This is a genomic window from Hymenobacter sp. J193 (assembly GCF_024700075.1).
Taxonomy (GTDB): Bacteria; Bacteroidota; Bacteroidia; order Cytophagales; family Hymenobacteraceae; genus Hymenobacter.
The window spans coordinates 1,070,635-1,085,234 of the sequence record NZ_JAJONE010000001.1 but is presented as its reverse complement, the minus strand read 5'-3'; the positions used below and the strand labels follow the sequence as shown (position 1 = coordinate 1,085,234).

13 protein-coding genes and 1 tRNA gene are annotated in these 14,600 nt (G+C 58.8%); 7 read left to right on the top strand and 7 right to left on the bottom strand.

The window, feature by feature from the left end; all coding sequences use genetic code 11:
• The first annotated feature begins 10 nt into the window (after positions 1-10).
• Both LRS06_RS04655 and LRS06_RS04650 read left to right on the top strand, forming a co-directional pair.
• On the top strand, positions 11-2,011 hold the full coding sequence (locus tag LRS06_RS04655; RefSeq protein ID WP_257870413.1) for a peptidylprolyl isomerase: 2,001 nt from the start codon (positions 11-13) through the stop codon (positions 2,009-2,011).
• Positions 2,012-2,023: 12 nt separating this feature from the next.
• The gene (locus LRS06_RS04650; protein ID WP_257870412.1) at positions 2,024-2,833 is read left to right on the top strand and encodes a phosphatase PAP2 family protein; all 810 of its coding nucleotides are present in this window, start codon (positions 2,024-2,026) and stop codon (positions 2,831-2,833) included.
• Between the two features lie 97 nt (positions 2,834-2,930).
• Here the strand turns inward: LRS06_RS04650 and LRS06_RS04645 are convergent, their stop codons facing one another.
• Positions 2,931-3,272, bottom strand: a complete 342-nt coding sequence (locus LRS06_RS04645; RefSeq protein ID WP_257870411.1) for a cupin domain-containing protein — start codon at positions 3,270-3,272, stop codon at positions 2,931-2,933.
• Positions 3,273-3,445: 173 nt separating this feature from the next.
• Here LRS06_RS04645 and LRS06_RS04640 point away from each other — a divergent pair, with 173 nt between their 5' ends.
• Positions 3,446-4,288, top strand: coding sequence for a serine O-acetyltransferase (locus LRS06_RS04640; protein WP_257870410.1), 843 nt, complete (start codon positions 3,446-3,448; stop codon positions 4,286-4,288).
• A gap of 111 nt (positions 4,289-4,399) precedes the next feature.
• Positions 4,400-5,320, top strand: a complete 921-nt coding sequence (gene cysK / locus LRS06_RS04635; RefSeq protein ID WP_257870409.1) for a cysteine synthase A — start codon at positions 4,400-4,402, stop codon at positions 5,318-5,320.
• A 100-nt stretch (positions 5,321-5,420) separates the two neighbouring features.
• Here the strand turns inward: cysK and LRS06_RS04630 are convergent, their stop codons facing one another.
• The 5 genes from LRS06_RS04630 to LRS06_RS04610 all read right to left on the bottom strand — a co-directional run bounded on the left by LRS06_RS04630 (position 5,421) and on the right by LRS06_RS04610 (position 10,090).
• Positions 5,421-5,792, bottom strand: coding sequence for a DUF1304 domain-containing protein (locus tag LRS06_RS04630; protein WP_257870408.1), 372 nt, complete (start codon positions 5,790-5,792; stop codon positions 5,421-5,423).
• 104 nt (positions 5,793-5,896) lie between these two features.
• Positions 5,897-5,970 (bottom strand) — tRNA-Ala (locus LRS06_RS04625).
• A gap of 140 nt (positions 5,971-6,110) precedes the next feature.
• The gene (locus LRS06_RS04620; RefSeq protein ID WP_257870407.1) at positions 6,111-9,269 is read right to left on the bottom strand and encodes a TonB-dependent receptor; all 3,159 of its coding nucleotides are present in this window, start codon (positions 9,267-9,269) and stop codon (positions 6,111-6,113) included.
• Positions 9,270-9,414: 145 nt separating this feature from the next.
• Complete coding sequence (locus tag LRS06_RS04615) at positions 9,415-9,837, bottom strand: C40 family peptidase (RefSeq protein ID WP_257870406.1); 423 nt, start codon at positions 9,835-9,837, stop codon at positions 9,415-9,417.
• 7 nt (positions 9,838-9,844) lie between these two features.
• Positions 9,845-10,090, bottom strand: a complete 246-nt coding sequence (locus LRS06_RS04610) for a hypothetical protein (RefSeq protein WP_257870405.1) — start codon at positions 10,088-10,090, stop codon at positions 9,845-9,847.
• A 13-nt stretch (positions 10,091-10,103) separates the two neighbouring features.
• On the opposite strand from LRS06_RS04610, the gene LRS06_RS04605 reads away from it, so the two are divergent.
• Together LRS06_RS04605 and LRS06_RS04600 are read left to right on the top strand one after the other, a co-directional pair.
• Positions 10,104-11,516: an FAD-binding oxidoreductase gene (locus LRS06_RS04605; RefSeq protein WP_257870404.1), complete on the top strand. Its 1,413-nt coding sequence runs from the start codon at positions 10,104-10,106 to the stop codon at positions 11,514-11,516.
• A gap of 15 nt (positions 11,517-11,531) precedes the next feature.
• The gene (locus LRS06_RS04600) at positions 11,532-11,945 is read left to right on the top strand and encodes an FdtA/QdtA family cupin domain-containing protein (RefSeq protein ID WP_257870403.1); all 414 of its coding nucleotides are present in this window, start codon (positions 11,532-11,534) and stop codon (positions 11,943-11,945) included.
• Positions 11,946-12,025: 80 nt separating this feature from the next.
• Here the strand turns inward: LRS06_RS04600 and LRS06_RS04595 are convergent, their stop codons facing one another.
• Complete coding sequence (locus LRS06_RS04595) at positions 12,026-12,535, bottom strand: acyl-CoA-binding protein (protein WP_257870402.1); 510 nt, start codon at positions 12,533-12,535, stop codon at positions 12,026-12,028.
• A gap of 128 nt (positions 12,536-12,663) precedes the next feature.
• Between LRS06_RS04595 and asnB the strand changes: the two genes are divergently transcribed.
• On the top strand, positions 12,664-14,583 hold the full coding sequence (gene asnB, locus LRS06_RS04590) for an asparagine synthase (glutamine-hydrolyzing) (protein WP_257870401.1): 1,920 nt from the start codon (positions 12,664-12,666) through the stop codon (positions 14,581-14,583).
• The last annotated feature ends 17 nt before the right edge of the window (positions 14,584-14,600 follow it).

The window sequence follows — 14,600 nt, the reverse complement described above, 5'->3', positions numbered from 1 at the left end:
TTGGCCCGATATGCATTGTCTCCCGATTTCCCGCGTTGGGCTGCCGCTGGCCCTGAGCATCCTGCTGGCGGCCACCGGCTGCGCCACCCGGCCGGTGGCCACCACCGCTGTTACGCCCGTCGCCAGCGCCCCCAATAAGTTTGCCGACGCCACGCTGCGCCAGATTGCCACGGCCCAGGATGAGCGCAATACCACGGCCTTGCTGCCTTACCTGAGCCGCCCCGAGCCCCGGTACCGCCGCGAGGCTGCCCTGGCCTTTGCCTCGGTGCAGGACCGCGCGGCCGTGGCTGCCCTCACGCGCCTGCTTGCCTCCGATGCCGAGGCCGACGTACGCCGCGCCGCCGCGTTTGCCCTGGGTCAGACAGCCGACACCGCCGCCGCTACCCAACAGGCGCTGCTAACCCAGCTCACCGCTGAGCCCGACCGGGCCGTGCGCCGCTACGTGCTGGAAGCTATGGGCCGCTGCGCCACCCGCGCCTCCCTGGCCGATCTGGTACGGCTGCCCGCCGCGCTGGCCACCGACACCAGTGCCCAGGTAGGGCAGGCCTGGGGCCTGTACCGCGCCGCCCTGCGCGGTATCACCTCCGAAGCGGCGGTGGCGCGGGCAGTGCAGTTGTTGCCACTGCCGGTGCCCTACCGCGCCCGGCTGGCGGCGGCCAGCACCTTGTCGCGCATCCGCAACCTCAACCTGACGCCCTACACGCCCCAGCTTACCCGCGCCGCTCAAACCGACCCGGACTACGCCGTGCGGGCTGCCTGTGCCGTAGCCCTGGGCAAATCGGCCGACGCTGCCGTGCCCGCCACGCTGGCCGGCCTCGCCCGCCGCGACACTGATTACCGGGTGCGCCTGAGTGCCATCCGGGCCATGAGTGCGGGGATGTACGCGCCGGTAAAGGAAGCTGCCTGGGCTGCTCTCACCGATGCCAATGCGCAGGTTGCCCTCACGGCCGCCGAGTTTTTCCTCAACCATGCCAGCAAGGAGCCCGGGGAGCTGTTTCTGACGAAAGCCAACAAGCTCACGGAATGGCGCGCCCGGGCTACGCTGTTGGGGGCCGCGCTCAAAAACGGCGGCCCGGCCCGCGACACCATCCGGCAGGCCATTATGCAGCGCTACGCCACGGCAACGAGCCCCTACGAAAAGGGCTACCTGCTGAAGGCTTTGAGCGAAGACCCTAAGGCCTATAAATGGGTGGAAGAGGCCACGTTTGCGTCCAACCAGCCGGTCGTAATCGGGACGTACGGTATGGAAGCGTTGGTGGCAATGCGGCAGCAAAAGGACTTCCCGAGCGCCCAGCACGCCGCCTTTGCGCGCACCCTGCAACGCGGGGTGAGTAGCGGCGACCTGGCCATCATGGGTACGGCCGCTGAAGCCATCCGGGACCCGAAGCTGGGCTTACGTTCCCAGTTTCCGTCCGTGGAGTTTCTGACCCAGGCCCGCAGCCGCCTCACCCTGCCCCGCGACCTGGAAGCCTGGCAGTCGTTACAGCTGACCATTGACTATCTGCAAAACAAGCCCGCCACGCCTCAGCCCGTAGCCGCTGCCGCCACGCACCCTATCAACTGGGACGTGGTGCAGCGTATTCCAATTGGGCAGAAAGCTATTGTGCATACCGGGCGCGGCCCCATCACCTTCACGCTGCTGGTGGAGCAGGCACCCGGCTCGGTGGCCAGCTTTGTGGAGCTGGTGCGGCAGGGCTTCTACGAAAAGAAAAACTTTCACCGCGTGGTGCCCAACTTCGTGGCCCAGGGTGGCTGCCCGCGCGGCGACGGGTGGGGCAGCTCCGACTACAACCTGCGCTCCGAGTTTGCCGATCTGCGCTACGTGGAAGGCGCAGTAGGTCTGGCCTCGGCCGGCAAGGATACGGAAAGCTGCCAGTGGTTTATCACCCACGCGCCTACGCCCCACTTGGATGGGCGCTATACCATCTTCGCGCAGGTAGAGCAGGGGATGGACGTGCTGAGCCAGCTGGAAATCGGGGACCGGATAGACCGGATTGAATTACTGCCTTAACGAGCTTTACAGATGCTTTTTCGTCAACGGCCCGCGTGGCTCCTATTTCTGTGGCTGACGTTTGCCGGTGCCTCGCCCGTGCTGGCGCAGTCGGCTCCTGCTGTGCCAGCCGATACAGCCCATAAGTACGAAGCCCCGGCTCCGGTCCGGCCGCGCTGGTACCAGCACAAGCTGGTCAAGGCCACCGCCATTCCGGTGCTGCTTATCGGCTACGGGGCGTCCACCATCAACGGCAATGGCCTGTATAGCAGTTACGATGCCCGGCGCGACATCCAGCGCGCTTTCCCCAATTTTCACACCAAGGCCGATGACTACCTGATTCTGGCGCCTTACGCGGAACTGGCCATAGCCACATTGGCCGGTGTAGAGTCGCGCAACGACCGGCTGAACATAGCGCTGGTGATTGTAAAGTCGGAACTGATATTTGCGGGGGCCGTGATGGCACTGAAGTACACCACCGGCGTGCAGCGCCCTGATGGCTCCAACCGCCAGTCGTTTCCATCGGGCCACACGGCGCAGGCCTTTCTGGCGGCCAGTATCGTGCACACCGAGTTTCGCGACAAAAGCCAGTGGTATGGGGTAGGAGCCTATACTATTGCCACAAGCGTAGCCGCCTTACGGATGCTCAACAACCGCCATTGGCAAAGCGACGTGGTGGCCGGGGCTGGCCTGGGCATTCTGTCGGCGCACCTAGGCTACCTTACCCACCGCAACCGCTGGGGGCGCCAGCCCAACTTGGGCAAGCGTATCGGCCACGTTTCGGCCTCGCCCTGGCAATACCAGGATGCTACGGGGGTGCGGCTGGTAGTGCAGCTTCGATAAGATACTTGGTGGCTCGTTTCTAGTTGTTCATTGTTAGGTCTTTTGTGCTAGAAACCTGACAATGAACAACTAGAACCGAACCACTAAAAACGAATAATTACTCTTCGTCGCGGCCGTGAACCTGGGCGGGCGGAGAGGTAGCTTCTACGGCGGTAAAGGCTTCCAGAATGCGGTAGGTGTGCGACGAGCCTTTGGGCACAACCCAGGAGTTGCCGGGCTCCAGCAGTACCATCTGACCTTCAATGTGCAGCTCCGCGCGGCCCTTAATCACGTAGCCCACGGTTTCGTAGGGACGGGCGCTGGGCTCTTTGGCGTCGGCAGGCTGCTCGTTTTCCCAGAGGCGCATAGCCACGTGAATTCCCGAAGCCAGGTACTTTTCGCCCTCAGCCCCGCGCGGCGAGTGTTTCGAATCAATCTTGGTGATGGTGGTATCAGCCATGGCAGAAGCAAGTAAAAAAGAGAAATCAATAAACCTCTGAGGGCTAACGCAGGCCGCCGTCCCGCGGTTGTGCCCCGGGAGCCGGGTTTGGTTTCGGAGAAACCTTCGGATGGGGTGCTGGTTGATGTCAAATGGCTGCGTATGTTTAGCCTTTCGCATCTTCGGTTCTGCTTGTGTCATCTTCTTCGCCCGTTGCCGCCTTCGTCCATACCCTCACGCATGCGCATCAGCACGCCACCGCGCCACTACCGGGAGCTGCCTGGTACCGGCTGAGCGAGCAGCTGCTGGGGCTGCTGTTTCCGGACCGGGCGGAGCGGCCTTTCGTAACGGAAGACGCCGTAGCGGCCACGCTGCTCCAACTGGAGGCCGACATGCGGGTGCTGCTGGTTGCCCTGCCGCTGCCCGCTACCCCGGCCGAAATTGCGGCTCAGTTCTTTGCCGGGCTGCCGCTGCTGCGCGAACAGCTGCTGGCCGATGCCGCCGCCATTGCCGCCGCCGACCCCGCCGCGCATGGACTTCCCGAGGTGATTCGCACGTATCCGGGTTTTTATGCCATTGCGCTGCACCGCCTGGCCCACGCCCTATACCAGCTCCGGGTGCCGCAGCTGCCGCGTATCATCAGTGAGTACGCACATGCCCGCACCGGCATCGATATTCACCCCGGTGCCCGCATCGGCGCATCGTTCTGCATCGACCACGGCACGGGCATCGTCATTGGCGAAACGGCCGTGATTGGGGCGCATGTAAAGGTGTTTCAGGGCGTCACGCTCGGGGCACTCAGCGTGGGCAAGCATCTGCAGGGCATCAAGCGGCACCCCACCATCGAGGATTACGCGGTGATTTACGCCGGGGCCACTATTTTAGGCGGCAGCACGGTGGTGGGCAGCCACAGCATCATTGGCGGCAACGTCTGGCTGACGGAAAGTGTGCCTTCGCACTCCCGCGTCTACCACCGCGCCCAGATTCACGTCACCCGCAACGAAGACCCCAACGCCGACCTCACTTTTTCAATTTAAATGGTTCGATGGCTGAATGGTTGATGGGCTGACTTTCTGATGAGGCAGTCAGCCATTTAGCTATTCAACCCGAAAATCGTTCAATCATACCACAACTCAACGAGCCCGCGCATGAAAGCCAACTCCATTCTCGACACCATCGGCAATACGCCGCTGCTCCGCCTCAACCGCCTGTTTGCGCACCGCCCCGATGTGGAAGTGTGGGTGAAGCTGGAGCGCGCCAACCCCGGCGGCAGCATCAAAGACCGGATTGCCCTGAGCATGATTGAGCAGGCCGAGCGCGACGGTATCCTCACACCCGACTCGCTAATTGTGGAACCTACCTCCGGCAACACTGGTGTGGGACTGGCAATGGTGGCTGCGGTAAAAGGCTACAAGATTACGCTGGTGATGCCCGAGAGCATGAGCATTGAGCGCCGCCGCCTGATGGCCGCCTACGGTGCCAACCTGGAACTGACGCCCCGCGAGAAAGGCATGAAGGGCGCCATCGAGAAAGCCCATGAAATCGTGCGCGACACGCCCGGCGCTTGGCTCCCTATGCAGTTCGAAAACCCCGCCAACCTCAAGGTGCACGCCGAAACCACGGCCCAGGAAATCCTGCGTGATGCCCCCGAGGGCTTCGACTTTCACATTACCGGCGTGGGTACCGGCGGCCACATCACTGCTGTAACGGAGGTACTCAAACCCCATTTCCCCGGTATGCAGACGTTTGCCGTGGAGCCCGAGCTTTCACCCGTCATTAGCGGCGGCGCCCCCGGCCCGCACCCGATTCAGGGTATCGGCGCGGGCTTCATTCCGGCCAACCTGCACACCGAAGTCCTCGACGGCACTATCCAGATCAGCCAGCAGGAAGCCTTTGATATGACGCGCCGGGCCGCCCGTGAGGAAGGTATGTTTGTGGGTGTTTCCTCCGGCGCTTCCTTGGCGGCCGTGGCCAAAAAGTTGCCCGATATGCCCCAGGGCAGCCGCGTGCTCACCTTCTGCTACGATACCGGGGAGCGGTATCTGTCAGTCGACGGCTTGTTTGTATAGCTGTCAGGCCTCTTCCAGTAGACGTTTTTATCAACAGGACACCCCGTTGCAGCTGCTCAGGCGGCCGCAACGGGGTGTCCTGTTGCTGTATAAAAGCTCCTTAAGCCGAAAGCCACAGCACGGCCCCCGCCAGCAAAGCCGGCACCGTTTGCACCCACAGGATGCGGCGACTAGCTGTAGCGGCTCCGTACAGGCCGGCCACCATCACGCAACCCAGAAAAAAGAAGGCTACGTTGCGCTGCCAGTGCAGATCGGTAATAATCAACGCCCAGATGAGTCCGGCTGCCAGGAAACCATTGTAGAGTCCCTGGTTGGCCGCCATAGCTTTGGTAGGAGGGAAGAGGCTTGCGGGCACCGAGCGGAAGACCTTCGGCCCGCGCGTTGTCCAGGCAAACATTTCCAGCCACACAATGTAGAGGTGGATCAGGATGACCAGGCCCATGAGGGCGTACGCCACGTAGCGGAGTTCCATAAGGCTGCCAGCAAAAAGTGCGGGGCTAATGTAGGCTAAATGGTTGACCGCAGGCAACGGAAAACAAAAAAGCCTGACAGTGAGGTCAGGCTTTTTTCGGGGTGTGGAGAATATCGGAGTCGAACCGATGACCTCTTGCATGCCATGCAAGCGCTCTAGCCAGCTGAGCTAATCCCCCGGATAAGTCCATTCGCCGGTTGCGTTTGGTGGGACAAAAGTACAGCCGAAAACGGAATCTGCAAGCCGTACACGTATTTTTTTAAAAAAAGAAGGCGGGAAATATTTCCCGCCTTCTTTCAGAAGAACTAAACCGTTGGCTTAGTTGAAGCTATAGCGTACGCCGAACTGACCCTGCCAGCGCGAGGCAAAGGCACTAACATCGTATGCTTTGCCCGTGATAGGTGAAAAAGCATTTGGGAAAGAGAAGGTAGGACGCCCTGAAGCATCTACGTTCTCCACCTTAAGTAGCTCATACGCGTTGTTGTTCACGAAGTACTGACGGCCCCACTCTTTGCTGAGCAGGTTACCTGCATTGATGATATCCAGCGAAAGCTCGAGCGAGTTCTTCTTACCACCAGCCAGGAAATTGAAATTTTGGGCAATTCGTAGATCAAACTGGTGAGTCCAAGGCGTGCGAGCACCGTTGCGCTCGGCATATTCTCCGCGGTGGCTGTTCAGGTAATCGTCCTGGGTAATGAAGTAGTCCAGGTCGGCCCAGATTTGGGCTGGGGTACGCGTGTCACTAGTGCCCGCGCCGGGTACTAAGGAAATTTCGCTGGCGTTGCGGGGAATATAAAACAGGTCGTTAGAGAATGCGCCGTCGTTGTTCAAATCCCGTCCCAACTGTCCGTAGAGGTAGGTGAAGGGGCGACCCGATTGACCTTCGTATACCACTGAAATAGTGGTGGAAAGTTTTTCGGCGGCGTATTTGAAAGTGTAACCACCCGTAGCCAGTACACGATGGCGCAAATCAAACGTCGAGTAGGAGAGCGTTGGGTCGTTAGGATCAGCGTAGATCTGGTTGAATTCCCAGTTGGAAAGGGCCGTGCTGCTAGTGCCGCTGTTAATATCCCGTGATTCGCCGTACGTGTAGGCTACGGAAGTATTCAAGCCGCTGGTAAATACTTTCTGCAGCTGACCAGTTACGTTGTAACGGTACCCTTTGCTCGTGTTATCCAGCAGGAGCACGTTAGTGAAATTCGGGTTCACCCGACGGTCTGTGCTGGAATATACCGGCCGGCTGTCAGCGCCAGTCAGGCGGCTTACCGGGGCCTTCAGGTTGATATCCTTGTAGTAGATATCATTCAGGGTCTTGGAGTAGATACCTTCCAGCGTGAAGGTAACGTCACCAGGCAGCTTGAAATCAGCAGCCAGGTTGGAGCGCCATACTTGCGGAATCTTGAAATCGTTGCCGATGGTGTTGATTTCCGTAGTCTTCACAGCACCACTGGCATACGTAGTGCTCAGCTTGGTATAGTCGGTTTCGAATGCCAGAGGAGCAGTTGCGCTGCTGCGTAAGTCAATCGTGCCTAATGTGAGGCCGTTGTTGATGAAGTCGTTGGAAATCCATACGAACGGCACGCGACCCGTGAAGATGCCCGATCCACCGCGCAGCTGAACTTTGCCATCGTTGTTGACATCCCAGTTGAAGCCCAAGCGAGGAGCCCACAGCAATTGGCCATTAGGGGTGTTGTCAGTGCGGAAGTCTGAGCCGAAGGTAGTTTCCACAAGCGCATTGTTGCCGGGCTTGTCCGCAAATACGGGCACATCCAGACGCACGCCAGCAGTAAGGCGCAGATTATCCAACACGTTAAATTCGTCCTGTGCGTAGAAACCCAGTTGGGCAGCGGTAAACTCGGCCGCTGGCAAGGGGTTGTTCGGATCAAGCGAATAAGTAGCGCGTACGCGGCTAGGGGCTCCGCTCAGGTAGTTCTTGATCGAACCAAAGTCAAAGCGGCCACTCAGGTTGTTGATAAACAGGTTACGAAATTTGAATATTTCGTTGTGCGTACCCAAGGTGAAGGTGTGCTTTCCGACGGTGCGCGTGAGGTTGTCGGTCAGTTCGTAGATGTCCTGATCCAACTCATTGGCTACCGAGCTACGCTCACTGCCCACAAATAGGGTCCGGCCTCTGTCGCTGATCTGAGCCTGCGGAAAAATCCGGCCAGCTACATCACGGTTGTCGCGAATACGGCCGTAGCTCAGAATCAGGTTGTTGCCGAAGCTGCCAAACTTGCTATTAAGTTCAAGTACAGTGCTGTTGGTCGTACTGTTGAACCCATAAGCGTTGCTGCCCAACCGGATATTGTTGGAGCTGCGGGACAGGTTATCATCGAAAGCCTGCACAAAGTTATGACGCAGGGTCAGCTGGTTGGTAGGATTGATGTTCCAGTCCAGACGAGCAAAAATTTTGTCGCTATTGGTTTCGCGGGTGAAAGCGCCGTAGCTGCCAATATCGTATCCGTTGTAGTTTTCTCTAACCCGCATAGCCAGGGTATCCAGCTCTGTCACCCGGAAAAGGGATTCTGAGGTGCCAGGTACAAACGCTAGAGGCTCGCGCCGACGAGAAATTTCGCCATTGGCAAAGAAGAACAGCTTATCCTTAATGATGGGGCCACCTACACGAACACCAGTCTGGTAGTTGGTGAAGTCTGCCGCCTTTGTGCGAGGCTCCGTCACACTCTTGCCTGTCGTATTCTCATCCCGGTAAAAACCGTAGATCGAAGCAGATAAATCGTTGGTACCGGAACGAGTAACGGCATTAATGCCACCGCCCGTAAAATTGCCCAGCTTCACGTCGTAGGGCGCTACGTTTACCTGAATCTGGTCAATTGCGTCCAGGGAAATCGGCTGAGTACCAGCTTGGCCACCAGGAGTACCGCTGTTGGACAACCCGAATACGTCGTTGTTAACTGCGCCGTCAATGGTGATGTTATTGAAGCGGTTGTTAGTGCCACCAATTGAGTTGCCGGAAGCTTGAGGCGTTAAGCGCGTGAAGTCTTGCAGGGAACGGTTGAGGGTAGGTAGCCGCTGAATCTGCTCACGCTGTACGCTCGTTGCCGCGCCCGTACGGCCGGAATTAATTACCAGATCCTGCTGGCCCGTCACCGTTACGCCGGCCAGCTGCTGGGTCTGCTCGCTCAGGTTGATGTCCAGGCGCTGGTTTTGGCCCAGCGTCAGGAACAGGCCTTCCCGGGCCGCTTCCTGATAGCCGATGAAGGTTACCCGCACCGTGTAAGGACCACCCACACGCATGTTCTGGATGTTGAAGCGGCCTTCCGAGTTGGTAGGAGCCACGTACTGGGTGTTGGTAGGAGTGTGCACGGCAATAACCGTAGCACCCGGCAAACCAGCGCCAGCCTTGTCGGTAATCGTACCGTTCATGGCTGCGGTGGTTGTACCCTGGCTCCATCCCACGTGCGCCGACAGCAGCGTCAGCAGCAGTAGAAAGAGGTGGCGTAAACCTAAATTTTTCATACAGGGGAAAATTGGTGGAAGAAAAGGGTACTCTGAAAACGGGGGCAAAAGTACGGTGAAGTACTTGGTGGAGAGTTATTAAATCATTACCATTAAGGCGAGATTAATGCCGTCTCCAATTTGGCTGCAAAGGTACGGGGCAGAATTAGATTTTCGGGCGTACCGCCTTAATAAAACGACTCAGGTAATAGTCGGATTCCAAGCTGTTTTCGATTACGCCGAGCGAGGAAGAGGAGTGAATGAACTGCACACTCTCAGCCGAGGCTTCCGTTACCAAACCCACGTGGGTAATCGTGCCGCTGCCAGGGGAAGCTCCAAAAAATACTAAATCTCCGGCGCGCAGATCCTGGGGCCGCACAGGGTCGCCCCATAGGGCCTGTTCGTTTGAAGATCGGGGAATTTGTACCTCAATAGCCCCAAAGGAGACAAAGAGCAGTCCGGAGCAGTCCATTCCCAGGCGCGTGGTGCCACCATACTTATAGGGAGTGCCCTGGTAGGAGCGGGCTGCTTCAATAACCGTGGCCATATTGCGGCTGACGGTGGCCGGGGAGCTGGGGCGCTTCACCACTACCTTGCTACGGGTGGTGGGGGGTGCGGGTAACGGTTTTAGCTTTGCGGCTGCGCTCGGCAGCCTTCAGGCGGGCCATTTCGCGGGCGGAGTGGTAGCGCCCGTCGCGGTAGTTTACTTTGCGCGTGGTGTTGCAGCTGGCCAGCAGAACTAAAAAAATACACACTAGAATCGACTGCCAGCGTAGGCTGTAGGCCGAAACCTGTACTTTAGCAGAGTGGTGCCGCATCGGCACAAAGATACGCGACTTCATTCGTAACCAGAAAATGTCTGAGTTTTCTTCTATCACTCCCACCTTGCTCGTGGCCTTCGAGCAGGTAGTTGGCGAAGCCCACGTACTCACCGCGCTGCGCACGGAAGCCTCCGCCTACGCCGATTATGGCCGCGACCATACGGAGGACTTCCACTTCGAGCCCGCAGTGGTGCTCCGGCCCGAAAACGCCGAGCAGATCAGTGAAATTGTGCGCCTGTGCCACGAGCACCGCATTCCCGTCACGCCCCGCGGCGCTGGTACGGGCCTGAGCGGTGGTGCCCTGCCGATTCATAACGGAGTGGTATTGAGCACGGAGCGGCTAAACCGCATCATCGAAATAGATGAGCGCAACCTGCAGGCCACCGTAGAGCCGGGCGTTATCACGCAGGTGTTTCAGGATGCCGTGCGGGAGCGGGGCCTGATGTATCCACCCGACCCCGCCAGCAAGGGCAGCTGCTTTCTGGGCGGCAACCTGAGCGAAAGCAGCGGCGGCCCTAAAGCCGTGAAATATGGTGTCACGAAGGACTATGTGCTAAACATGCAGGTGGTGCTGCCCACCGGCGACATCATCTGGACCGGGGCCAACACGCTTAAGAATGCTACTGGCTATAACCTTACTCAGCTGATGATTGGCTCGGAGGGTACGCTGGGCATTATCACGCGCATCGTATTCCGGCTGATTCCGCACCCTCAGCAGGATATTACCCTGCTGGTGCCCTTCCGGCAGGAAGCTCAGGCAGCCGAAGCCGTATCCGAAATCTTCCGGGCGGGCATTGTGCCCTCGGGGATGGAGTTCATGGAGCGCGAAGCCATTGTCTGGTCGGCTGGCTACCTCAACATCGACCTGAATTTGCCCGAAGACATCCGGGCCCACTTGCTGATCGAGCTTGACGGCAACGACCTCGACCGCCTGTATCAGGAAGCCGAGCATGTGTATGGGGTGCTGGAGAAGTACGACATCGGCGAAATCCTGCTGGCCGACACGGCTGGGCAAAAGGAAGAGCTCTGGAAAATTCGCCGCAACATTGGCAATGCGGTGCGTTACAACTCGGTGTATAAAGAAGAAGATACCGTGGTGCCCCGCGCCGAGCTGCCCACGCTGCTGGCCGGCGTAAAGGAAATCGGGCGCCGCTACGGCTTCAACTCCGTGTGCTACGGCCACGCCGGCGACGGTAACCTGCACATCAACATCATCCGCGGCGAGCTGGACGACGACATGTGGAACCACGGCCTGCGGGAACCCATCCGGGAAATCTTTCGGCTGTGCGTAAAGCTGGGTGGCACCATCTCGGGGGAGCACGGCATTGGGCTGGTGCAGCGCCCCTACATCGGCATTGCCATCGGGGATGTGCAGCTGGATTTGATGCGCGGCATTAAGCGGGTGTTCGACCCGCACGGCATCATGAACCCCGGCAAAATCTTTTAAGTGAGCGGCTTGCGTATGCTGGCTCCGCAACTGATAGAATTTCCCCGGCTGGGCAGCCCCGATATCGGCTACATTTCCGTGGCGGAAGAAGGGAAGGTGCTGCCGTTTGTGCCCCGGCGCGTTTTCTGGACGTATCATACGCCCGAGGAAATCGTGCGGGGCCGGCACGCGCATTACAAGTCAGAGCACGTGCTGGTGGCCGTAGCCGGGCGCATTGTGGTGGTTACTGAGCAGGCTGATGGGCAGCTGCAGAGTTTCCGCCTCGATAGTCCGCACCTGGGGCTGTACATCCCGCCCAGCAGCTGGCACTCCATGCACTATGCTGAGTCCGCCATACAGCTCACGTTTGCCTCCGAGCTCTATCAGGAAGAAGACTACATCCGGGACTATGCCACCTTCCGGGCCGTATGGCAGCCAAGCAAGCTATAAGGCGAAACACAAAAGCCCGTACGTCTTTAACGTAACGGGCTTTTGTGCACATGTGGAAACTGCTAGGCAGCAGTCGGAGCCTATTGCTGGGTTTTCAGCAGGTCTTCGCCCCCATACGGCGCGCCCGCGTTGATATCACCCCGCAAACCACCGGCCGATGCTCCTCCTAAGTTTTCGAACGGTGCTTTGGCTATTCCCGGCGCGCCAGCTTCATTAGGCTCGGGTGCGGGGGCAGTTGCTGAGGCCGGCTGGTCGATTCCCGCGGCGGTATTGGCTGATTGGCCTGTCGGGCCTGCCAACTCCTCCACCTTTTCTACGTACTGGCGGCGGGCATCATCTTGGCTCACACCTTTAAATTTGCTCCAGGCGTCCCACTGAGCCTGCGAGAGGCCTTGCGGGCCATTAGGGTTGTCGGGCGTATCGTCGCCTACTTCATCCCGTTTGGTGTCGTGGTCACCTTCGGTAGCCTGCTTATAAAGACCGTAGAGCTCATGCATATGCGGGGCGGCTTTATCGCCGGGCAGGCTGTCCACGCGCGATACGGCGGCTTCAAATTGTTGCTGAAGGTCGAGTTGCTGCTGCAAATTCATGGCGCTGGAAAATCAAGGGTGAGGAGAATATCTTCACACTTTACTTAGCTGGCCAGGCTTTTGTTACGGCCCGGTCAGGTACATTTTCTGCTTCAAGTCCCAATAGTTCGTACTTTTGCCCGCCAATTATGTGTGGAATCTCCGGAGTATTCGCTTTCACTGAGGCCGGCCGTAGCGCACTGGCTTCCCTGCGTGCCTCAACCGACGCTATCAGCAGCCGTGGCCCCGACTCCCAGGGTCATTTCGTGTTTGAGCAGTGCGGTTTAGGCTTTCGTCGCCTCGCCATCCTGGACCTGACGGCCGACGGCAACCAGCCGATGACCGATGAGTCGGGCCGCTATACCATCGTCTTCAATGGCGAGATCTTCAACTTTCGTGAGCTGCGCCAGAAGCTGGTAAAGCGCGGGCACCGCTTTCATTCCCAGACGGATACGGAGGTTGTGCTGCAGCTTTATATCTCCGAAGGGCGCAACTTCCTGAAGAAGCTCAACGGGTTCTTCGACTTTGCCATTTACGACAAGGAGGAAGACTCCCTGTTCCTGGCCCGCGACCGAATGGGGGAGAAGCCGCTGCTGATCTACCGCGACGAAGATAAGCTGCTGTTTGCCTCGGAAATGAAGTCGTTGCTAGCACTGGGTATCCCGCGCAAGCTCGACTACGTGGCCCTCAGCCACTATCTGCAGCTCAACTATATTCCGGGGCCAGCTACCATCTTTAAAGGAGTGAAAAAGCTTTTGCCGGGCCACTACATGTACATCCAGGGTGGCAAGGTGGTGCGTAAGCGCTGGTACAAGATTCCGTACGACCCCAAGAAGGCCGAGAAAAATAAGCTCTCCTACGAGCAGCAGCAGGCCAAGCTGGTGGAACTGCTCGACGACGCCACCGCGCGTCGCCTGGTGGCCGACGTACCGCTGGGTGCGTTTCTGAGCGGTGGTATTGATTCTTCGGTGATTGTGGCCCTGGCTTCCCGCCACACCCAGCACCTGAACACGTTCAGCATCGGCTACCGCGACGAGCCGTTCTTCGACGAAACCAAGTATGCCAAGCTGGTTGCGGACCGCTACAAAACCAACCACACGGTTTTCTCGCTCACCAACCAGGATTTGTACGACCACATCTTCGATGTGCTCAACTACATCGATGAGCCCTTCGCCGATTCCTCGGCCCTGGCCGTGTACATCTTGAGCAAGCGCACCCGCGAGAAAGTAACCGTAGCCCTGTCCGGCGACGGCGCCGACGAGCTGTTTGCGGGCTACAACAAGCACATGGGCGAGTTTCAGGTGCGCCAGGGCGGCTTCAAGGCCGAAGCCGTGACGGGCCTGAACCTGCTGTGGGACGTGCTGCCCAAGTCGCGCAACTCTTTCTTTGGCAACAAGATCCGGCAGTTCCAGCGCTTTTCGCGCGGCATGCTCAGCGGCCCCAAAGACCGGTACTGGGACTGGGCCTCCTTTGCTTCGGCCAAGGATGCGCGCAGCCTGTTGAGTGCCGCTTCCCGCCGCAAAATAGGCAAGAAAGCGGCTGAAAAGCGTCGTAAAGACCTGTTGGAAGGCTTGCACGCCGAAGGTGACCTGAACGAGGTGCTGCTGACCGACACCACGATGGTGCTGCCCTACGATATGCTGACCAAGGTAGACCTGATGAGCATGGCCAACTCCCTGGAGGTCCGTCCGCCCTTCCTGGACCCCAACGTGGTGCGCTTTGCCTTCTCCCTGCCCGTAGCAAGCAAAATTGATGCGGACATGAAGAAGAAAATCGTGCAGGATGCCTTCCGGCCCATGCTGCCCGAAGAACTCTACAAGCGCCCCAAGCATGGTTTTGAAGTACCTTTGCTGAAATGGTTCCGCGGGGAGCTGCGCCCGCTGATTGAAGACGACCTGCTGTCAGACGCTTTCGTAGAAGCGCAGGGTGTGTTCGACGTGGACGCTATCCGCGCCCTGAAAACCCAGCTTTTCTCCCGCAGCCCCGGGGATGTGCATGCCCGGATCTGGGCGCTCATCGTGTTCCAGTGGTGGTGGAAGAAGTGGATGATGCCCTCATCAACGAAATAAGTTAACGCATAAGTCGA